This is a genomic window from Sulfitobacter sediminilitoris, assembly GCF_010667575.1.
Classification (GTDB): domain Bacteria; phylum Pseudomonadota; class Alphaproteobacteria; order Rhodobacterales; family Rhodobacteraceae; genus Sulfitobacter; species Sulfitobacter sediminilitoris.
In genome coordinates, this window is record NZ_JAABNT010000007.1 from 1 (window position 1) to 20741 (window position 20741).

Consider the following 20741-nt stretch of genomic DNA (forward strand, 5'->3'; position numbering starts at 1 on the left):
TCAGGTGTCTGATCGACCGGGCACAGGAGCCTGATCAGATGGCCGAAGAGGAGGCGCCCACCGGTGCTGACGAAGAGGACCAGCTTCAGCCTTGCCCGAAATGCGGCGGCCCGATGCGTATCATCGACACCTTCCTGCGCGGTCAACTCCCGCGATCCCGAGCACCGCCATGGGAGGAAGCCGCATGATCCGACCATCACTCCAGACCGTGCCACCCCCGAAGAGCCGGACCAATCGTTGCGGCCAGTTCATCAAAACCAGCGCGGCAAAAGTACCCTGGCCAAAGAGATTGAAGCTGACCGGTAACATCGGACCAGACAGATCAGCCGTTGCGCATCGATCGGCGCGCAAATTATCCCCGATCTGCGTATTGAAAAACCAAGGCACTGAGCCACAATCCCCATAGCACCGAAAGCCGCCCGCGCTTTCCTCCTTGTCAGATTTATCGCCGCTGCAGCTCACGCTGACAGCAGCCACAAACCTTAGACAAAACCGACCTTGACCGTTGGAAGTTCAATGGCCGCTTTGTCTGTCTGCAAGGCAGCGAAAAGCATCAAGGGAGGGAAACGGTGATTCGTCCCATTTCAAACTGCTTCCGACTAATTGCAAAAAGCGGACATTCAACTTTAGAATCCCCGACCAAAGTTATCAGGTGACTTTTGCCGTACGCAAAACGATTATTACCGAGTTGGTGCCGTGCATTCATTGCATATGCGAGGCGCATCGTCCCGGGTTAATGAGTTTTCAGTTTGGCTTCATTTCGCTAGGGCGTGGCCGCTGAATGTTTTGTCACGAGCAGCTTGGCCATCGTGAACGCTATTTGCTCGCGATAACGACACCGTTTTCGCCGCTCAGCAAACGACCGAGGTGGAACATGGCCAGCGGATCTTCGTCAAACGTGCCGACAAGCGTGGCAAAGGCTTGTTTTGCTTTCTCATTTTCTGCCTCCAGCAAGTTGAATGCGCCACGATAGGCTTCAATCGCAGCACTTTTTGCACGTTCAGGCGAAAATGGCTCAAACGTGCGCACGGTTTGGGACTTGCCCTTTAGTTGCAGGGTTCCGATAGGCCGCCCGTTGAATTCAGGGATTTGTTCGACTACGTTTTCGCTGACACAAATCCTGGTGCCGACAATCTTGTTGGCTTGCTCGAGTCGCGCCGCGATGTTCACCGCGTCCCCGTAAGCTGTGTAGTCAAAGAACCGCTGACCACCAAAATTACCGATAATGGCCGTCCCTGAATTGACCCCGATCCGGGTCTGTCCAAGGGGAATACCTTTGTCATGCATCCTGACCTGAAAAGACTGGGAAAAATCATCCAATGCCAAAGCACATTGCACCGCGTTGATGGCGTGGTCTTCGCTGGCAACCGGCGCCCCGAACGTTGCCTGCACGGCATCGCCTATGATTTTCATGACTGTGCCGCCATATCCAAAGATCGTCTCGGTCAATCCGTCCAAGTATTGGTTCAAAATCTGGACAACGGTTTCAGGCGGCAAGGCTTCGACAAGCGGGGTGAAGTTCTCAAGGTCGGTGAACAGGAATGTCGCTTCTCGCCTTTCACCAGACAGCATCGCATTGGGATCCTGCGACAGTGTTTCGACCACATTTGGCGAAAAGTAGCGTGCGAGCATCTTGTGGGCGTGCTCGGCATCGTCCTTGGCCGCATGCAGTTTGCGCAACATGACCAGATGGTCCATGGTTTTCTCGATCGTGGCTTCCAGATCATCGAATTCGATCGGCTTGGTGATGAAATCAAACGCGCCCCGGTTCATTGCTGTCCGGATATTGCTCATGTCACCATAGGCGGACACCATAACAGTGCGCAGATCATCTTCCCGCTCATTCAGCCGCTCAAGTAGGGTCAGCCCATCCATACGCGGCATGTTGATGTCTGACAAAACGATATCCACATCCGGATGATCGTCCAACACGTCGAGCGCTTGCTGGCCATCCTGTGCGAAGAGGAGAAACAACTCTCCCTTGCGCACCTTCCGTCGGAAACTTTGCGAGATCAGCGCTTCGACATCCGGTTCATCGTCAACCACGAGAATATGAGGAGCTTTCATGCTCCCCCTCCGGTGATTTGCTGAAGAGTGTCCTTTAGCGCGGAAAAATCGACCGGTTTCATCACAAGCCGTTCCGCTCCCAGCGAACGTGCTTTCGCTTCGGTGCCAGCATCGCCGTAAGCCGTTATGATCATCACCGGAAGGTCAGGCCAAGCGGCATGCAATTCGCACAACAACTCGATCCCTGACATGCCCGGCATGTTGATGTCCGACAAAACGAGAACCGGCGTTTTCTGTTTGATCACTTCCAGAGCTTCGTGGCCGGACTGGGCGAAATCAAAGCTGTAGTCCCCCTTTCGAATCTCGCGCCGGAAATTCTGCCGGAACAGTTCCTGCGCGTCGGGCTCGTCATCTACCATCAGGATATGCGTCGTCACTCTTGCCCCCTCATTCCTGCCGCTTCGGCATCGGCAAGGACACGGTGAACGCCGTGTACTTGCCGGGGTCGCTGTCGACCGTCAATGTGCCGCCGTGTTGTTTCACGACAATATCGTAACTTAAGGACAATCCCAAACCAGTGCCCTCACCGGCGGGCTTGGTGGTAAAAAATGGCAGAAAGATCTTTTCCCGAACCTCTGTGGGAATGCCCATGCCATTGTCGCGAATCTCAATTTCCGCTACGTGTCCGGCGGACCGGGTCGTGAGCGAAATCCGGGGCTCATGCGCGTCAGATCCGGTGTTGTGCATGGTCGCCGCGTACATGCCGTTCGTGATCAAGTTGAGAAAAACCCGCATCAGATCTTGCTGATAGCACTCAATCTCACCCAATTCGCCATCCAGTTCCTTCACGATGTCGATATTGAAGCTTTGGTCTTCGGCGCGGGCTCCGTGGTAGGCGAGGTTCAGTGCCTCTTCGGTGATCGCATTGAGGTTCACGAGTTGACGCTCGCTTGGACCGTCACGAGAGTGAAGCAACATGTTCTTCACAATAGAGTCCGCGCGCTGGCCATGCTGGGCAATTTTTCCGAGGTTGTCCCGTACTGTTTCAAACAGGTCTTCGGCGTCGTAGCGGTCCTCTTCGTCCAGCGCCTTGATCGGTTCTTCGATGATCTCTTCCAGCTCTTCCAGCATTTCTGCCGACAACTTGGAAAAATTGTTGATGAAGTTCAGCGGATTCTTAATCTCATGCGCGATACCGGCGGTCAGCTGGCCGAGACTGGCCATCTTCTCTGACTGCACCAGACGCTCTTGTGCTTTTCGCAGATCGGCTAGCGCCGTCTCGGCTGCATCTCGCGCTCGCGCGGCCTCGACTTCGCGGGTCTTCAACTCGGTTATGTCGAAATAGGTCATCATCCGTCCGCCATCCGGCAGTGCAACCACTTGGTAGGTGAGCACCTTGCCGTCCCCCCGGACGATCTCGGTTGGTGGCACAGCACCTGCTTCGATCGCTGCCAGACGACCGGTCAGCCAAGTGTCCCACTGGTCTTTGGTTATGCCATAAAGACCGGTGTTCTTGTTGAATTCGATGACATCGCGCATGTGTGGCGCCGTGTCGATGAACGCCTGATCCATGCCCCACAAGTCGCGGAAGGCCTTGTTTACAATACGTGCCCGCAAATCCGAGCCGGTGAACAAAATCCCGTAGTCGATATGTTCGCTTACCGCGTTGAACTCGTCCAATGCGGCCCTCATGCCGTCCTCGGCAGCCTTGCGCTCGGTGATGTCGGTATAAGTCGACACCATGCCACCACCGTCGATCGGAATGCCGACGATTTCGAGAACGGTTCCATCCGGTTTGGTGCGCTGGAATTGGTGCGCCTGAAACTTAGCCGCTAGTTCCAACCGCTCGGCCACCTGCTGATCAATGTCCCCGGGCCCATATTCGCCCCGTTCGGCGTTCCAGCGAAAAGCCTGTTCCATCGTGAAACCGGGCTGGAAATCATTGGCCGGAAAACCCATTAACTCGAGGAACTTTTGATTGAACGCCATGGTCCGCAGATCCTTGTCGACCAGCGAAATCCCCTGTCCCATGTTCTCCAACGTCAATTGCAGCAGCGCACTCTGTCGCGCGACTTCTTCCTGTCTCTCCTTCAACTCAGTGACGTCGGTGTAAATCGAAACGATACCGCCATCTTGCGTACGATGGTCGGTGATCTGCAGCCAGAGATTGTTGACGAACTGTTCGCGGACCGTTGCGTCCGCTCGTAGCCTTTTTTCGGCGATCTTTTCCAAGTAGCCGTCCACATCTCCTGCAGCTGCGGGAAACAGGCCCCGCTCAATCCCGGCGCTAATAATCTCGGAGAACGTGTTTCCAGGCACCACGATGTCGGCGATGTCAGAAAAGTATGCTCTGAAGCGCGTGTTTGAAATCACCAATCGATCCTGCGCATCCCACAGAGCAAAGCCGGAACTGATGGCTTCGATGGCTTCCTCGAACCGTTGGCGTGCGGCGTCTGCCTCCGCCTCACGCCGCTTGATTTCCGTGACATCAGTGTAGATCGATATCCGCCCACCGTCCGGCAGTTCGCGTTCGTTCAGCAGAATCCAGCTGCCGTTGGCCAGTTCAAGCTCCCATTGAGACATGGGATTTTCCCAGGCCTTCAGGCGATTTTCGATCCACGCGTCCGCTCCATCGGGATGGGGTTCGAACATTCCCATGTCATAGCCGTCGCGGATCATGTCAAAGAAATTGCGCCCGACCCAAATGATCGAGCTGGCGTCCTGACCCGCGGCAGCACTGAATATCTCGACATAACGTTGATTGAATAGCTCGACGCGGCGCTCGGCATCCACCATCAGAATCCCGTCCGAGAGGCTCGAGAGTGACGACACAAGCCGGCGCTGTGTAGCCGCTAGATTTGCCTCAGCGGCACGGATTTCCGTTACATCGCGGACCGCGCCTACCAACCGCAGCACGTGCCCGGCCTCATCGCGGACCACCGCCCCGCGGTCGTGTACCCAATGAAAGTCACCGTCACGAGTTCGAACCCGGTATTCCTGTTCAAGCGCGTTGGATTCATCCTTGAAATGGCACCGGATGTTCTCGACATAGCGGTCCAGATCATCCGGGTGAACCAACTCGCGCCATGCTTCCATAGGCTTTGTCGAACCAGAGATTTCATGCCCCAAAAGCTCATCCAGCCTTGGTGACGCAAAGAAATGCTCCGTGCCGACTTCCCAGTCATAAATGGCTTCGTCCGCAGCCTGAGACACCAGCGAATACCGTTCTTCACTCAGAGCCAGCGCCTGCTGTGCGTGTTTCTCGGCTGTTTGATCGCGGTAGGTGATCGTCAACCCGCCATCATCGCGACGTTGGTACCTGATTTGAAGCGCTTGCCCATCTGGCCGAACATGTTCGACGAAACGATCTGTGGCGGCTGCGATTTCATCCAGCCTGGCCTGCACAAGTGCGTTTGGGTCGCCAGGTCCAAAGTCGCCACGCAATGCGCTGTGTTCCAACAAGGCCTCTAACGACACGCCAACAGAGCACAGGTCATTGGAGTAACCTCGAAGGTCACGAAACGGCGCATTTGCGTAGATAAGGCGATAGTTCTGGTCAAAAACGCCAAGCCCAACATCAATCATGTCAAGCGTGTCAGACGCGATATTTTCCCAATCTCCCACGATGTGGCGTAATCCCCCTACGCTCCAGACAATAGCATTCGACATTTGGAGTCAAAAGAAACACCCGAAGGCGGACGCCTCATTGTGCTCGAGACACCAAAGCTAAACGGTTAATGTATATAGGGTTGTCACTTGGCAGGCCTTGACCGGAGCCTTGGCGCGCGTGACATTGCACACGTGATCAAAATGACAATGTGCGCCTCTTTAGGAGGATTAACGGCGGTAAATCGGAAGTATCTTGCACACTGCCATTACGCCGTCGCTTCGATTTTGCATCTGCATCGAAAGTCTGGTCTGGCAGGCTGCACCACAGCGGAAGAGGCGAACAGTCAATGTCTGGATTGGGCCGATTTCGGAGGGCAACTTCGCCTGTTTCCCCAAAGCGGACTTTAGTTGCACTACAGAAAAACGGTGATTTGGGCTTCTGTGGTCGCCGCCCTGGAAGCAAGAAGTTTTTTGACTGATTGGTGGAGTGATCGAGTGCGGTCTTCTGTCAGGCCTCATTGTGCGGCATTTTCAGAAGCCGCGGGCCGGTATGGTGATCAGCGGATTGGGTCCAAATCTCTCAGACGAGCTTGAGGCTCGGAGCCCAAAACTGGTTTTCCCAATCCAGATCTATTCGATCATTTTGCCCATTCAGGTCATCGTCTTCTCACTTCCATTTTCCGGCTTCAGATTGCGTCTCCTGCGTATTGTCAGGCGGTCACAATCGTCGCCGGATCTCGGTAATCTTCATTCTTCGTCAGCATCGCCCAGATGGTCCGTGCCATCTTGTTCGCCAGTGCAATTGCAACAAGCATCTTTGGTTTGCGTTTCAACATGCGGTTCAGCCAGGAACCTTCCCGAACAGGCTTTCGACCCACCCACGCAATGCGCGTCATCGCGCCAATGATAAGGAGGCGGCGAATATCAACTTTGCCTGCCTTGGAGACCTTTCCGAGCCGCTCCTTGCCGCCCGATGAATGCTGCTTGGGCACAAGCCCAATCCAGGCGGCGAAGTCTCGCCCGCACCGAAAGATATCCATAGATGGTGCGAAGGCTTCTACCGCCATTGCGGTTAACGGGCCAACGCCGGGTATCGTCTGAAGCCGTCGTGATATCTCTGACTGCTGCGATAGCTTTTTGAGCTTCATCGTCTTTGCATCAATCCGGGTCGTGAGATCGGAAACTGAAGCGATTAGCTCCTCACACTCCTCCCGGACCAAAGCAAGCAGGCCGTTGTCGGCCTGTTGCAGAAACTCTTCGATCTTCTTCATCTGATGGAGGCCGGTCGGGAAGACCTGGCCCTGTTCATAAAGAACCGATCAATGCGCATTGATCTGTTCCGTGCGCTGGCGCACTAGGCGGTCGCGCGAACGGAATACAACACCTCGTGCGATTTGCGCGTTGCTTTTGGGTTCCACAAACCGCATCTCTGGGCGTTGCGCTGCAATAACAATTGCTTCAGCATCTGCCGCATCGTTCTTTTGGCGTTTGACGAAAGGCTTCACGTATTGTGGAGCGATCAGCTTTGCCGCATGTCCAAGTTCTTGTATCTCCCGCGTCCAGAAATGAGCACCGCCGCAAGCTTCAAAAACAACGATACTTGCGGGTTGGGTTTCCATGAACTTCCGAAACTGAGCGCGCGAGAGCTTCTTTCGAAATTTGACCTCCCCTGTCAACGAAGCCCCATGCAGCTGAAAGACATTCTTTGCCAAATCTACACCGATCATTGTATCAATCATATTGCCGTCCTCTCTCTAGCGTGGCCGTGTACGACCACATCTTTGGCACATTGCGATGCCGTATGGGGAGGGCGGCAACCATACCATCTCTTCTGAGACATCCGAGTGTTTCGATCAGATGTCCGCAAAGCCACACTGATAAGCCATTCGAGACGATTGGACCGCGCGGCGACGTCCGCTTTCAGGCCTGAACGACCGCTTTTACCAGTAGCGGCCATTCGCTACCGCTGCTTCCGACGTCTCACATGCGGACTTTCCCGCCTGATGCTGGTGCAGCGAAACTTCCCTACGCGCGACAATCAAATTTCTCAACCAGACGCGGCGGCGCAGCACCGTTTCCCGAAAGCGGCCATTGAACTCGTACAAATTGGCCAAAATCCAAACCGGTCGTACGCTGCGCCGGTTACGGATGTCTCACATGCTGGACAATGCAGACAAGTTTAGGTGCTTGTTGGGTGAGTGTGTTACAGTGGCGTTAGCTGACCGTTTGTGTCAGCGGATAGGTGAGTGTCTCATAGTTAATGAATCAACCGATTTCGCAACTGGGAGTGGTGCAGGGTACGAGCTGCAAATGGGCCGCTTCAGCAGACTTCTTGCTCCTAATTTCCTGGCATTCGCACAGATTGGTGACAATGGTCCGATACTTGATGCGGGTTGCGGAACGGGTTCCTTGACTCGCGAGTTGCTGAAAAGAACATCGCAGGCGGTGATCTATGGTGTCGACATTTCCAGTGCCTATGTTGAGTACTGTCAGCAGAACATTTCTGACCGCCGCGCGAATTTCGATGTCGAGGACCTTACCAAACTTCCGTTCGCGGACTGCTATTTTGGGCAAGCGTATTCTCAGCTCGTTCTGGACTTCGTTCCTGACACAGATCGAGCGTTTAAAGAGCTTTTTAGGGTGCTTAAGCCAGGCGGACGCTTTGCCGCGGCTGTTTGGGATGCTAGGGGCGGCTTGGTATTCAATCGCATGTTTCTCGATACGGCTGCAGTTTTCGACGAGGAGGCGGAAGCTCTACGAAAGAAGAACTTTACAAGACCGCTTCGGCAGCCCGGACAATTGATGCAGATCGCCTCATCGACGGGCTTTTCAGACATTCAAGCAGGTGAGCTATTAATCCGAACTGAATTCAAATCATTCGACGATTACTGGGCACCCTTCGATGGAAGTGATGGTCCCATCCCGGCCTATTTTTCAAACAGACCGTCCGACTTGAAGGCAAAAATCAAGGACGCCGTAAGACTAGCATACCTTGATGGCGACCAGGATGGGCCGAGGTCATATGTGGCGGTGGCCTTGGCAATCTCTGCTGTCAAAATGATCTGATTTGTGCACGTCCACTACGGGCTCGACTGAGACATCTGAGCGGTTCGGTCCGATATCCGCAAAGCAGCATTGAGAAGCCATTCGAGACGACGGGATCGAGCTGCGAGGTCCGCTCAGTGCCTTAACGACCGCTTCAACCCGCACTGGCCATTCGCTGCTGCAGCTTCAGAGGTCTGGGATGCGGACGAAGCAGTCCTTCGCCAGAACAATAACGCGTAGGCGTTTACTCACCCGTCTGCATCCTGAGAGAAGACAGCGCGTCTGGGATCATGGTGGCTACTGACTTTTCGCGGAAAGGTAACTGTGCAAATTCTCTTGGTTCGAAGTCATTGGCGAGTTCAAGCAGTCGGGCGTAGTGCCGTTTCGCTACATCGTCTTGCCCGGCCAATACATTGGCGGCGGCCAAAAGCGCGATGTTCGCTACAAGATCAGGCGCCGCTCTGTCAGCCAACATTAATAATCTGACAGCTTGATCGCATTCGCCGCTTACGAGCGCCACGAGACCGGCATCTCGACAGTAGAGATGACGGTATCGGTCGCAACACGAGCTCGTGTTCGTGTTCCGCAAAGGGCGGAAGCAACACCGCAACAATGTGCAGTTGGGCAAGTTCGGGCGCCATCGTAGCAATCTGTGGACCTATCCCGGTGTGAATATCCGCGGCATCATTCCAAAGGGGGACAAGCAGACACGTCTACTGGGTGTTACGCCTTTGATTGAAAGCGGGAAGGTCGCGATCCCAAAAAACGCCCCGTGGCTCGCAACCTTCCAGCACGAGGTCATCTTGTTTCCGAAAGGAAAACACGACGATCAGGTCGATAGCCTTTCCCAGTTTCTGATTTGGCTAGGCGAGCCAGTTGCAACAGCCATGTCTGGAACGGTTATTTGACTAGCACAGACGACTGAATGGCCGCTTTGGTGTGCCAAAGAAGCCATTGAAGTAGCACGCGGCGAATGGCTGGAGAGAGCCCTAAGTTCTAATTGCTTTAGAAACGACGAATGCCGGGTTAAGCGTCTCGCAAGGTGCGATCATTGAAAAATGATGCGCGTTGACGATTGTCTGTGATACAGATTACACCAAATACGCTGATTGAGGCTCGAAGCATTCGATGACTAAATTCGTCTGGTTGTGCCACGCGGGCGGCGGAAACCTTCCACCCAGTTTGGGGATTGCACGCGCACTTGAACGGCGTGGGCATACTGTTGTCTTCGCGGTTAAATCAGACATGACGGGCCGTATCGACCGCGAGGGGTTTCGAAGCATCGGTGTAGCCTCAGGTGATGGTGATCTGCCCCGCTATTCAGGGGGGCCACCCGCACCTCCTCTGGCCTGCTACCTAACGTCTCCTAATGTTTCGGGTGAGTTGAAGCGTATCATCGAAGTGGAACAACCGGATGCCCTTTTGGTGGATGCAATGTTTCCTGCAGCATTGGCTATAAGCCCGACATTTGGTTTGCCGACTATAGTTTTCAGTCACACTTTTCTCTTCCGGCAGTTGGAGACTTGGCGGAACGTCATCGCACAACTTGGCGCGATGCGAATGGATGCGGGGTTCGGCCCCCTACCAGATGCCGACACCTTATGGCTGTCGCAAGATCGTATGATCGTCACGTCGGTCAAAGAGTTGGAAGCCCCTGCATTGCCTGGGTGGGAGCATGTGCGTCATGTCGGACCAATTATCGAAGATGAAAAAATTGCTCAAATTGCAGACTTGCCCTGGGATGCTTCCGATCCGACGCCTTTGGCGTTGGTGAGTTTCGCGACCGCCAAAGGACAGTTTTCGCAAGATAAGATTCAGCGTGTCCTAGATGGGTTGGAAGATGCTCCAATTCACGTTGTAGCAACAACGGGTTTACATGCAGCACTTGAAGATTTTCGCGTCCCGGAAAATGCAGTTGTGCTGAAATACGCGGCCCATGATCCGATTTTGCGCCGAGCTGCTCTGTGTGTAACCCATGGTGGGCACGGTACCCTTATGCGTTCTCTTATCCATGGAGTGCCAATGATGGTTCTGCCTGGGACAGGACATGATCAAGTCCCGAATAGCAAAGGGGTTGAAGAATGGGGGGTTGGCAAAGCATTGACTGGTAATGCAACGGCGACCGAGATCAGACATGCAGCACAAATACTTCTGGGTACGACGTCGTTCACGCAGAAGGCAAAGGAGCTAGGAGAGATGATATCTCGCTACAGAGGCCCCGAAACCGCCGCTACAGAAATCGAAGCAGTGGTTAGGGTCTGACCCATTTCCCAGCACTCTGTGAAGACATCCCCTTAAACGGCGAGACGAATTGCTCATGTTGAAGAAATAGATGCGTACACTTTTCTCGTGTATAAGAACGGCAGGGAGGTCTTACTCAGTGGACCTTGATGCTAGGTGCCGCGAATGGCTCGAACAAGCCCAGAGTTGACGAAAATAGTTCGAGTCCTAGCGGCGGCTTGTCAAATCTGCCGTACGCCCCTCTGTCCTAGCGGAGACTGGTTCGCATTTGTCTGACAGCACCGCCATTAGGCCCGTATTGATTCAAGTTTTTGAAATTCAGAAACTATCTCAGGCGTCGAAATTTCACGCCCCACACGTTTCGCCCAAGACGCCGATACTCAGCATACGAAACGAAGTGGCTGATAAATTCCATCGGGGCAGTCGGCTTCAAAGTTTGGCCACTTCACATCCAAAACGTAGTATGTGGGCTGAACACAGGTCCTAGGCGTCGGCCTTCCTCCGTTTGAGGGCTCGATAAACAGATCGTTCGGACAGCGCCAACTGGTCAGCCACCTCCCTTCTGCTGGTTGCTTCCGCAAAAAGGGCCACGATCTGTTCAGCGTGAAGCTGAGCCGCGGGCTTCCGTCTCTTGTACCTGCCCGGCGCTTTGGCCTTGGCGGCACCCTCCCTTTGCCGTTCAAGCATCATTTCACGTTCGAACTGTGCCACAGAGCCCAGAACGGTAAGCATCAGCCTCCCTGTAGAGTTCGATGTATCCAGACCGAGGTCAAGGCTACGAAGGCCACCGTTCTTGCCTTCCAATTCATCTACGATCTCGCCCAGGTGTTGGACCGATCTTGCCAATCTGTCGAGCTTTGTGACGACAAGCGTATCCCCGTCGCTTGCATAGTCCATAGCCTCCCTGAGAGCCATTCTGGTGGCATTTGCCCGTCATTGACAACCAAGTACTATCGTAGCCGAAAACTACACCGCTGAATGGAAGCTTTGTGCGCGTTGCCGACGTCCGGAGCGTTCGGTTGCTTCGAGGCAGATCAATGTCTGCTTTGGGAATGCTGGTTGCAGCGCTCAATAGACTTCTGGACGGCAGCCAAGGACCGTCCCAAACAACGCTCTGGATCAACATTCCAGTTGACGCTGCAATGCGTCCGTTCACCGCATTAAGCCCGCAAAGCCAATTGCCGGGCTTTGAATGAAGGTTCGCTCTGGCTGAATGGGCAACTGCTTCACTCCTCCACGGCGCCTTTGCAGTCCGCTCGTACTGACAACCTTTCCTCAGATCTTTGGCATGCCTTTAGGACGCAATAGCCGTTTCTGGGCGGCAATACGGAAAGGTGCGTTGGCCGCGCCATAGCCCTTATAGTCCCCCCGTCGCTCAACAATTTCAAAGAAGATACCCCCTGCGAAGGGCTGCGAATAAAGCTGTAGGAATGCTCCGGTTCCGTCTTCATCATAGAAGATGTTTGCGGCTTGGAGACGCGTCAAAAACTCATCCGACAAATCAAATCGTGAGCGCAGATCCGCGTAGTAGTTCTGCGATACGGGCAGTGATTTGAAGCCAAGCCGCGCGAACGCCTTTGCGCTTTCGAATATATCGCCTGTGGCGAAGGCAATATGCTGAATGGAAGCACCAAAGCTGTCGGCCAGGAAGTGTCCCGCCATCGTGCGATGGGTTTCGGCCCCGTTCAAGGTAATGCGAAACCCGCCATCCGGTGTTTCAAGCGCCTGACTGCGCACCAGGCCTTCGGGGTCGATGACATCGACCATGGGGGATTTCGTCATGTCGAACAGGGTGGTGTAAAACAACGACCAGCTGAGCATCTCATCATAGCTCATGGTTTGGGCGACATGGTCGATCTTGCTCAATCCCGCCTCGGCGGTCTGATCGTCTGTCTGGTTGAACTCGAGGGTCCAAACATCCCCAAGGCCGCTTGCATCATCGATGAAGTGGATTACGCTGCCGCTGAGACCGCGAATGGCCGGAATGTCCAACTCACCGGGTCCCGTTGGCTGCTGGAAAGGGGAGGCGCCCAAATGTGTGGCCCGCGCCACCGCAGCCTCCACATCATCGACGTTGAGGCCAATATCGCAAGCAGTTGTGCCGTGCATGTTGTAGGCGCTGCTGGCGTAACCGGTGGTTTCGAGGTTGATGACGATCCGGATATCGCCTTGTGTCCACAGAGTTAGCGCCTTGGAAATATGCGTTCCCGTCGGGCGGAACCCGAGCGTTGCAAGAATGGTCTCAAGCGCCGCCGCTTCATCCCCCCGGGACGCGAATTCGATGAAGGAGACGCCCTTGACGGTCCGACGTTCGGGTATCTGTGGCAAATCGACCTGCGCCGACGGTTCCCGACGGCGGACATCATCCATCAGCGCGATCAAAGAGCGATAGCCGTCCTTTGCGATGGCCTTGGCACTTCCACCGCGAAACTGGTCGTTAAAGATCTCAAGGCTGATTGGCCCGGTATAGCCCGGCGCCATGACCGCCTGCATAAAGGCTGTGACGTCAAGGTCCCCCTCACCGGGCATGTTGCGAAAGTGGCGCGACCAATACAGCAGGTCCATATCGATCAGCGGCGCATCGGCGAGTTGTACGAAGAATATCTTATCCCCCGGAATCCGGCGGATTGTGTCAGGGTCGGTCTTGCGCGCGAGGGTGTGAAAACTGTCAAGGATAAGCCCGATAGCGTCATGATCCGCACGGCGCACGATTTCCCATGCATCGCGGTGGTCATTCACATGTCGCCCCCAGGCCAAAGCTTCGTATCCCACACGCAAGCCCCGCTTTGCCGCCCGTTCTCCGAGCGCATGCAAATCTGCCGCAGCCCTGTCGATCCCACCGAGGGCGGCGGGGTGACAGGACGAACAGATCAGAACCAGATCCGTCCCCAACTCCTGCATCAAATCGAATTTACGTTCGGCCCGATCAAAGGCCTTCGCGCGCAGGGGGTCCGGGAGCCCTTCGAAATCACGAAACGGCTGGAACAGCGTGATCTCGAGGCCCAGTGAACGGATCAGCTTGCCGACGTCACTCGGTGTCCCGTCGTGGGTGATGAAGTCCTGCTCGAAAATCTCGATCCCGTCGAAACCGGCCGCCGCAATCGCTTCGAGCTTTTCCGGCAGGTTGCCCGAAATTGAAACCGTCGCGATCGAGGTTTTCATGCTCCCTCTCCTTGAAGCTTCTCACGCAGCGCCGCCGGGTCCGAAGCCATGCCAGAAAACAACGCCCATGCATCCAGGCCCTGCGCAAAGAAAAGCTCATACCCTGAGATCACCGTCAGGCCAGAGTTTTGCGCATCCTTTAGGAACTGCGTCTCTTCGGGCGTGTAGACCGCATCAAAGGCCCAAGTTGCCTGGCCCATGGCCGCCTGTGGCAAAGCTGTTCCGCCGATGTTGATCATCCCCAAAGGCGTGCAATTGATGATTCCGTCAGCAGTTTGCGCGGCGTGGACCGCATTGTCCGAAGAAGTGATCCGGGTCTTTGTTCCTGTCGCTTTGAGTGCGCCCGCCAAAGCTTGGGCCTTGGTGCGGTCAAGATCAACACAGACGATCGCGTCAGCCCCCAAGGCGAGCAAAGCAAAGGCCACCGCCTTGCCGACGCCACCCGCCCCGATTAAGCAGACAGTTCCCGGACCTGTATCCTTGCGCGCAACCTTGTAGGCTTGAACAAAGCCGCTGTAATCGGTGTTGAAGCCTTGCGGCTCCGCGCCCGTAAAGAGCACCGTATTCACGGCCCCGATGGCACGCACAGCGGGATCCGCGACTCTTACCAGACCTGTGACCATTTCCTTGTAGGGGTAGGTCACATTGACCCCTCGGAAGCCATCGCTTTGTGCTTTCGCAAAGACATCCTCAAAGGAAAGCCCAAGTATGCCGGGGATCAGTCGCTCGTAAGAGACGGTGATCCCGGCCAAACAACCGCAGGCTTCGTGCAGCCGTGGCGATAGGGATCGGTCGATATTGTCACCAATCAGACCCAGTTTGAGCATCCTGGTCATGGGGCCTCGTCAAATGCGCGACGCAGGGACGCGACCGCATCGGCGAGCAGGACAAGGTCAACGCCTACCGCCGTGAAATTCACACCGCGGGCGATAAACGCCTTGGCCGAGGCCGGATCAAGCGCCATCAGCCCGACGGGAACCCCGATCGCCTTGAGGCGGTCAATTGCATTATGGATTGCTGCCACGACGTCGGGGTGCGAGGTTTGGCCAGGCAGACCCAGGCTGGCGCTCAGATCAGCAGGGCCAATAAAGACCGCATCAACGCCTTCCGTCTGCGCAATAGCCTCTAAGTTGTCCAATCCCAGCGCCGTCTCGACCTGCACAACAAGGCAAAGCTCGTCATAGGCGACAGTGTAGTAATCATCGACCTGCCCATAGCGCGTGGCCCGGGTCATCCCCGCCATCCCGCGCACGCCATGGGGTGCGTAGCGCATAGCACTGACGGCCTGTGCGGCTTCCTCAGCGGTCTGCACATAGGGCACAAGCAGGGTTTGCGCGCCCATATCCAAGATGCGCTTGAACAAGGTTGCATCATTGTCTGCCGGGCGCACAATTGCAGATACTTTCGGGTTCGCGGATATCGCCTGTAGAGCGGGCAAAACCTCGACCGTATCGATGGCCGCATGTTCACAATCGACCAGAACCCAGTCAAACCCCGCCCCACCCAGCAGGTCTGGGACTGTGTTGCCGCCGATGGTGTTCCAGATGCCAAGCTGGTGCCCCCGCTTGCGAAGCTCGGCTTTGAACAGGTTCGTTGGATTCTTCATATGGCTATCCTTCTTGAACAGCGTCAGCCGTTGTAACCCATCAGGCGCGGCAGCCATAAGATTAGGTCGGGCAGCAGCATCATCACCATCAGCGCCACAATCAGCACCGCCAGAAATGCCCAGATTTCCGAGATGATTTCCCTCAGCGGGATGCCCGTCACCGCGTTGATGACAAAAAGTAATATCCCATAGGGCGGTGTGATCAGCCCGATCATGGAATTGACCACAACCAGCACGCCGAAATGCACCAGATCAATCCCCAACGCTTCGCAGGTGGGGATGAACAGCGGCACGATCACTAGGATGATCGTTGTCGCATCCAGAACGCAGCCCAGCAGCAGGATCAGCACATTGACCGCCAGCAGGAACAGCAGCGGATGCACCTCCGCACCCGCCAGCATGGCCGAAATCGACTGGGGGATCTGTTCGGATATGACAATGAAATTCAGTATGAACGCCCCGCCGATCACTATTCCGACCGAGGCTGAAGCACGCGCGCTGTCGATGAAGACCCGGAACAGCCCTCGCACGGACAGGGCGCGATAAAACAGCATCGCCAGCAGCAGAGCGTAAAAGGCTGCGATGGCGGCGGCTTCGGTCGGCGTGGTGATGCCGCCATATATGCCATAGAGCAGGATCACAGGCATGAGCAGGGCCGGAAAGGCATTTGCCGTCTTGCGCGGCAGTTTCCGCAGGGGCACCGGTTCCTCCAGCGCGAACCCGCGTTTGCGCGCGAGATACCCGTTCATGATCATCAGCACCGCGCCCATGATCAACCCCGGCAGGATACCTGCCAGGAACAGCGCCCCGATGGAGGCTTTGGAGACCAGCGCATAAAGCACCATGGGGATGGAGGGCGGAATGATCGGCCCGATGGTGGCCGAGGCAGCTGTGATGGCGGCGGCATAGCCCCTGCTATACCGTCCATCGCGGGTCATCATCGAAATGATGATCTTGCCAATGCCCGCCGCATCCGCAACCGCCGAGCCGGACATGCCCGAAAAGATCAGCGATGCCACGACATTTACATGCCCCAGCCCGCCTTTGAATCGGCCCACGGCGGCAACACAGAAGTTCAGCAAACGGTCCGTAATCGACCCCGCGTTCATGATGTTGGCGGCAACAATAAACAGCGGCACTGCCAACAGAATGAAGCTGCGATAGAAACCCTGTAGGATTTTTTCTCCCGCAAGGGCCACGTCCAACCCCGCTAGTCCCAGATAGACAACCGAGGCCAGCAGGATGGAATAGCCAATCGGCGTCCCAATCCCTGCGAGAAGGAAGAGGGTAGCCAGACAGGAGGCCAGCTCAAAACTCATGGCCTGTCCTTGGCGTCGGCGGCCTCAAGCGCGACTTCAAGCTCGGTTTTGGGCGGGCCATTGCGCCAGACGTTCCATAGCTGCCAGCCATAGCGCGCGGCGACGGCAACCAAGAAGATCGCGTAGATTAAAAAGATCGTGCGCAGCTGGATCTTGTTGCCCGACAGCGGGTTCGTCACAGTTGCCGTGCGTCGCACACGCATGAAATCGATGTAATCCCATGTCGGCAACAGCGCATAGAGCATGCCCGCGACAATCGCTGCCGCTGAAACCAGCGCAAAGATGCGCCTGATCTTGGTCGGCACGGCCAGATAGATGATGTCGAATTTGACATGTTCATGCTCGCGCACAACAAAGGCGCAGCTGAAGAAGATGACCCAGACCCAGAGGATGCCAATCAGTTCCAGCGTCCAGCCAAGGGGTTCGACCGATGCAAGCATCGGCAGGGTGTCGCTCAAGCCAAGGCCGCTGATGACCTTAGGCAGGTAGCGCGACCCGATCTGCAAAAGAAAGGTCGCAAAAATCGCCGCAAGCAGTGCGCCAGCGAGGATTTCGGCAAGACGAGGCAGCCATTTGAGATATCGTGTCATGGCCGCCTCCTTTTCTCAATTCAACCAGCGCAGTTTTAGTTGCCAAGTGCGTTGATCTTGTCGAGTACGCCTTCGGGCCATGTCGCGGCGAATTCACTGCTCAGGTAGGCCGATTGCACCGCTTCGCGGAAGGATGCTGTGTCGGGTTCATAGATTGCCATGCCTTGCTCTTCGAGGAAGGCAACAAGGTCGACTTCCTTTTGCAGCTGGGCCTGACGACCTGCTTCGGCAGCGGCATCGGCAGCGGCCTGAACGGTGGCCTGCTGCTCGGCGGTTAGCCCGTTGAACAGTTCAGCCGAGATTGCGATGTAATTCAGGTCAACAAGGTGCGATGTCAGCACAATCTGGTTGGTGACTTCATAAAACTTCGCATCCACAACCGTTGGCAGCGGGTTGTCTTGGCCGTCTACAGCACCTGTAGAGAGCGCCGTGTAGACCTCGCCAAATGACATCGGCGTCGGGGCGGCACCAAGGGCTGAGCCAAGGAATTGCCACGCATCCGTGCCCGGCATGCGCAGATTAACACCCGCCAGGTCCGCAGGAGTCATCACGGTAAGCTCGTCTTTGGTCTGGCGCAGGTTCACCTGACGGCGGCCCAGATACATCACCGACAACAGCTTTACGCCCAGTTCTTCTACTGCCTTGGCTTTGAACGGATCCATCAACGGATCATTGAAAACGGCAACCTGATGCGCTGCGTCCTGATGCACGTAACCGGCGGTCAAAATCGAAAATTCGGGGAAGAACTGTGCCAGTTCCTGCGCCGAAGTGATCGACATTTCAAGATTGCCACGGCTGATCGCCTCAAGCTCTGTGCCCTGGGCAAAGAGTGTCGCGTTGTAGCTAGGCTCGTAGGATGCGAAATCCGCCACGGCAGGGCCAAAGACCTCTGCCATAGCAACGGCGCGCTGGTCGGTCTCGGAGCCGGCCATCGACATGCGCAGTTGAACCTTGTCGGAATCGGCAAATGTCGGAGCCGCGGCAATTGATCCGGCGGCAATCATCGCGGCCATCGCAAGACGGCGTGTTAGGTTGAGCGTCATAAGTGTCCTCCCAGACATTGTGCCCTGCTGAGGGCGATTGGTTTGCTATCCAACTGCGGCGAGAACGTCATCTGAATATGCAGTGATTTGAACAAGTTTCTGCGATTGGGCCGCAGTTTGGATCGCCTCAACGACCTGCATTGTGCGCAGGCCTTCCTGTGCGGTGACAAGCGGCGCGGCATTCCCACGGATCACCTGGGCGAAATGGGTGATCTGGTTGATCAACGGGTCCGCAGAGTTACGCGGCGCGATGGTCGCTGAAATGGCGTTCCACCAGCTTCGATCACCGTCATGGCGCCACAGCCGCATGTCAGGAATGGAAAGCGATCCTTCCGATCCGCCGATCAAGTAGCAGGACTGATCCGTGACGGGATAAATCGGATACTCGCCCGATGTCATCTCCCAGCTCCACGGGGCAACGACGCTGTCAGATACAGACAAAGTACAAATCGCACCATTTCCAAATCTCAGGACGGCGGCCGCGAGGTCTTCGTTTTCAAAGCCACGCCGCGACGGGGCTGTCTGTGCCTGAACGGAAACTACTTCGCCGCACAAATAGCGGATCAGGTCGATGTCATGCACAAGGTTCACGGATATCGGGCCTGCACCGTGCTGTTTACGCCATGGGGCATTATCGAAGTAGTCATCTGGCTTGTAAAACCAACATGTCGAATGGGCGACGCGCACCTCGCCGATGCCACCGCTTTGGATCAAAGCGACAGCCTTTTGAATGATCGGGTTATGGCGCCGATGATGGCCGACAAGAACCGGTATACCGCTCGCAGCACTGGCGATTGCAATTTCAGCAGCTTGGGCAGCGGTTGCTGCCAGTGGCTTTTCGATAAGCACGGAAATGCCCTGCGCAATACATTGCAGGGCACCGTCTACATGCAAATTAGTTGGGGTGGACAAAATCACGCCGTCGACCTGCTGCGCCTCAAACATCGTGGGCAAGTCCGGGAACACAGGCACATCGTCAAAGCGCGCACCGCTCGGCTCGACAACAGCAGCCAAGACGGCATCCGGGGCATGGGTGATCGCAGCAATATGACGCCTCCCAACAAGGCCAGCACCAACGACAGCGAGTTTGACGGGGTTCGTCATCATGATTCCACTTTTCGGTCGAGCAAACGGTAGCATAAGTTCTGACGTTTGCAATAATATATGATATTTTGCTGATCGGATGATTTTTTAAGGGGATTGAGGAACCTATGACATTCCTCTTATGATCGGATCATCGAGCGCCCGCAGAGAATGATATGCCCAGCCCCACCAACACTGTCGGTTCCAGCACATACGAACGCGTAAAGCGGGATGTAATTTTTGGTGCCCTGGCCCCGGGATCGAAGCTCAAGCTTGATGGCCTGCGCGAACGCTACAACGCCAGCGTGTCCACCCTCCGCGAGATCTTGAACCGGTTGGCGAGCGAGGGGTTTGTCGTCGCTGCAGAACAGCGCGGGTTCTTCGTCAAACCTGTTTCAAAGGATGATCTGGTGGAGATCGCGAACCTACGCATCTTGCTGGAGTGTTCGGCGCTTGAGACGTCAATTATGTCCGGTGATCCCGACTGGGAGGGCAATCTTGTCGCCGCCCATCACAAACTGCACCTGATTGAGCAAAAGATGCTGGATGGGGATCAATCGCAAAAAGAGCTCTGGAAAAGATACGACTGGGAATTCCATCAGGCGATGATCAGCGCGTGCAATTCCCAGAACCTGCTGGCCTTACATGGAACGATCTTTGACAAATACTTGCGCTATCAAATGCTTGTTCTCACCTACCGCGGCGCACCGGCGATCGAAGACCATCGCAGAATGCTTGACGCCGCACTGGCCAGAGACGTTGATACAGCAGTTTCAGTCCTTGAGCACCATATCCGCAAGGGTCTGGAACATACTTTGAAGGCGATGGGCGACACCGAGGATCTGATCTAGCGGCTCCAGCGGCTGATGTTGTTGCGCGTATACGTGATCAGCGGGGCCCCGGCCGCTCGCGAAGTGCGCTCCAGTGGTCGCCAGCACACGATAAAGCGGACCTTGATCTTTTGAAGGTCAAAGGCAGGAGTGTCCCTCACAGCGGTCGTCTGGCGGACGGAAATGCAGCAGAGTGCACGAATGCC

At 55.6% G+C, this 20741-nt stretch carries 17 protein-coding genes and 2 pseudogenes; 6 read left to right on the forward strand and 13 right to left on the reverse strand.

All coding sequences use genetic code 11. The annotated features are described in order from the left end of the window. Nucleotides 1-188, forward strand: a pseudogene (locus tag GV827_RS12375) (IS91 family transposase); the annotation flags it as partial. Nucleotides 189-816: 628 nt separating this feature from the next. Here the strand turns inward: GV827_RS12375 and GV827_RS12380 are convergent. The 4 genes and pseudogenes from GV827_RS12380 to GV827_RS12395 all read right to left on the reverse strand — a co-directional run bounded on the left by GV827_RS12380 (nucleotide 817) and on the right by GV827_RS12395 (nucleotide 7355). Continuing rightward, nucleotides 817-2067: an adenylate/guanylate cyclase domain-containing protein gene (locus tag GV827_RS12380; protein WP_164354125.1), complete on the reverse strand. Its 1251-nt coding sequence runs from the start codon at nucleotides 2065-2067 to the stop codon at nucleotides 817-819. Continuing rightward, on the reverse strand, nucleotides 2064-2444 hold the full coding sequence (locus tag GV827_RS12385) for a response regulator (protein WP_164354126.1): 381 nt from the start codon (nucleotides 2442-2444) through the stop codon (nucleotides 2064-2066). Before GV827_RS12385 ends, GV827_RS12380 begins: the two co-directional genes overlap by 4 nt. Before the next feature lie 10 nt (nucleotides 2445-2454). Then, complete coding sequence (locus tag GV827_RS12390) at nucleotides 2455-5676, reverse strand: PAS-domain containing protein (protein WP_164354127.1); 3222 nt, start codon at nucleotides 5674-5676, stop codon at nucleotides 2455-2457. Between the two features lie 650 nt (nucleotides 5677-6326). Then, nucleotides 6327-7355: pseudogene (locus tag GV827_RS12395) on the reverse strand (IS110 family RNA-guided transposase). A 571-nt stretch (nucleotides 7356-7926) separates the two neighbouring features. Between GV827_RS12395 and GV827_RS12400 the strand changes: the two are divergent. Beyond that, nucleotides 7927-8682 (forward strand): class I SAM-dependent methyltransferase, encoded by a 756-nt coding sequence (locus GV827_RS12400; protein WP_204325864.1) that lies wholly within the window; start codon nucleotides 7927-7929, stop codon nucleotides 8680-8682. 223 nt (nucleotides 8683-8905) lie between these two features. Here the strand turns inward: GV827_RS12400 and GV827_RS12405 are convergent, their stop codons facing one another. Next, nucleotides 8906-9136: a hypothetical protein gene (locus tag GV827_RS12405; protein ID WP_164354129.1), complete on the reverse strand. Its 231-nt coding sequence runs from the start codon at nucleotides 9134-9136 to the stop codon at nucleotides 8906-8908. Between the two features lie 97 nt (nucleotides 9137-9233). Between GV827_RS12405 and terL the strand changes: the two genes are divergently transcribed. Together terL and GV827_RS12415 are read left to right on the forward strand one after the other, a co-directional pair. After that, nucleotides 9234-9569: a phage terminase large subunit gene (gene terL / locus GV827_RS12410; protein ID WP_164354130.1), complete on the forward strand. Its 336-nt coding sequence runs from the start codon at nucleotides 9234-9236 to the stop codon at nucleotides 9567-9569. A gap of 220 nt (nucleotides 9570-9789) precedes the next feature. Beyond that, nucleotides 9790-10923, forward strand: coding sequence for a glycosyltransferase (locus GV827_RS12415; RefSeq protein WP_204325865.1), 1134 nt, complete (start codon nucleotides 9790-9792; stop codon nucleotides 10921-10923). A 462-nt stretch (nucleotides 10924-11385) separates the two neighbouring features. Here the strand turns inward: GV827_RS12415 and GV827_RS12420 are convergent, their stop codons facing one another. Further along, nucleotides 11386-11799, reverse strand: coding sequence for a recombinase family protein (locus GV827_RS12420; protein ID WP_235930346.1), 414 nt, complete (start codon nucleotides 11797-11799; stop codon nucleotides 11386-11388). A gap of 140 nt (nucleotides 11800-11939) precedes the next feature. On the opposite strand from GV827_RS12420, the gene GV827_RS12425 reads away from it, so the two are divergent. Continuing rightward, nucleotides 11940-12098, forward strand: coding sequence for a hypothetical protein (locus GV827_RS12425; protein WP_164354133.1), 159 nt, complete (start codon nucleotides 11940-11942; stop codon nucleotides 12096-12098). 79 nt (nucleotides 12099-12177) lie between these two features. Here the strand turns inward: GV827_RS12425 and GV827_RS12430 are convergent, their stop codons facing one another. From GV827_RS12430 to GV827_RS12460, 7 genes are read right to left on the reverse strand one after another with little or no spacing between them, the layout of a single operon-like run. Further along, nucleotides 12178-14064 (reverse strand): bifunctional sugar phosphate isomerase/epimerase/4-hydroxyphenylpyruvate dioxygenase family protein, encoded by a 1887-nt coding sequence (locus GV827_RS12430; protein ID WP_164354134.1) that lies wholly within the window; start codon nucleotides 14062-14064, stop codon nucleotides 12178-12180. Further along, nucleotides 14061-14900, reverse strand: coding sequence for a shikimate dehydrogenase family protein (locus tag GV827_RS12435; RefSeq protein WP_235930347.1), 840 nt, complete (start codon nucleotides 14898-14900; stop codon nucleotides 14061-14063). The genes GV827_RS12430 and GV827_RS12435 overlap by 4 nt, the downstream gene beginning before the upstream one ends. Beyond that, nucleotides 14897-15670: an HpcH/HpaI aldolase family protein gene (locus GV827_RS12440; RefSeq protein WP_164354135.1), complete on the reverse strand. Its 774-nt coding sequence runs from the start codon at nucleotides 15668-15670 to the stop codon at nucleotides 14897-14899. Before GV827_RS12440 ends, GV827_RS12435 begins: the two co-directional genes overlap by 4 nt. 23 nt (nucleotides 15671-15693) lie before the next feature. Then, nucleotides 15694-16989 (reverse strand): TRAP transporter large permease, encoded by a 1296-nt coding sequence (locus GV827_RS12445; protein WP_164354136.1) that lies wholly within the window; start codon nucleotides 16987-16989, stop codon nucleotides 15694-15696. After that, nucleotides 16986-17579 carry a TRAP transporter small permease gene (locus GV827_RS12450; protein ID WP_164354137.1) on the reverse strand — a complete coding sequence of 198 codons (594 nt, stop codon included), beginning with the start codon at nucleotides 17577-17579 and terminating at the stop codon, nucleotides 16986-16988. The genes GV827_RS12445 and GV827_RS12450 overlap by 4 nt, the downstream gene beginning before the upstream one ends. Nucleotides 17580-17614: 35 nt before the next feature. Next, nucleotides 17615-18622, reverse strand: a complete 1008-nt coding sequence (gene dctP / locus GV827_RS12455) for a TRAP transporter substrate-binding protein DctP (protein ID WP_164354138.1) — start codon at nucleotides 18620-18622, stop codon at nucleotides 17615-17617. A 45-nt stretch (nucleotides 18623-18667) separates the two neighbouring features. Then, nucleotides 18668-19726 carry a Gfo/Idh/MocA family protein gene (locus tag GV827_RS12460; RefSeq protein WP_164354139.1) on the reverse strand — a complete coding sequence of 353 codons (1059 nt, stop codon included), beginning with the start codon at nucleotides 19724-19726 and terminating at the stop codon, nucleotides 18668-18670. A gap of 155 nt (nucleotides 19727-19881) precedes the next feature. Here GV827_RS12460 and GV827_RS12465 point away from each other — a divergent pair, with 155 nt between their 5' ends. Beyond that, the gene (locus GV827_RS12465; protein WP_164354140.1) at nucleotides 19882-20556 is read left to right on the forward strand and encodes a GntR family transcriptional regulator; all 675 of its coding nucleotides are present in this window, start codon (nucleotides 19882-19884) and stop codon (nucleotides 20554-20556) included. Nucleotides 20557-20741: the final 185 nt, after the last annotated feature.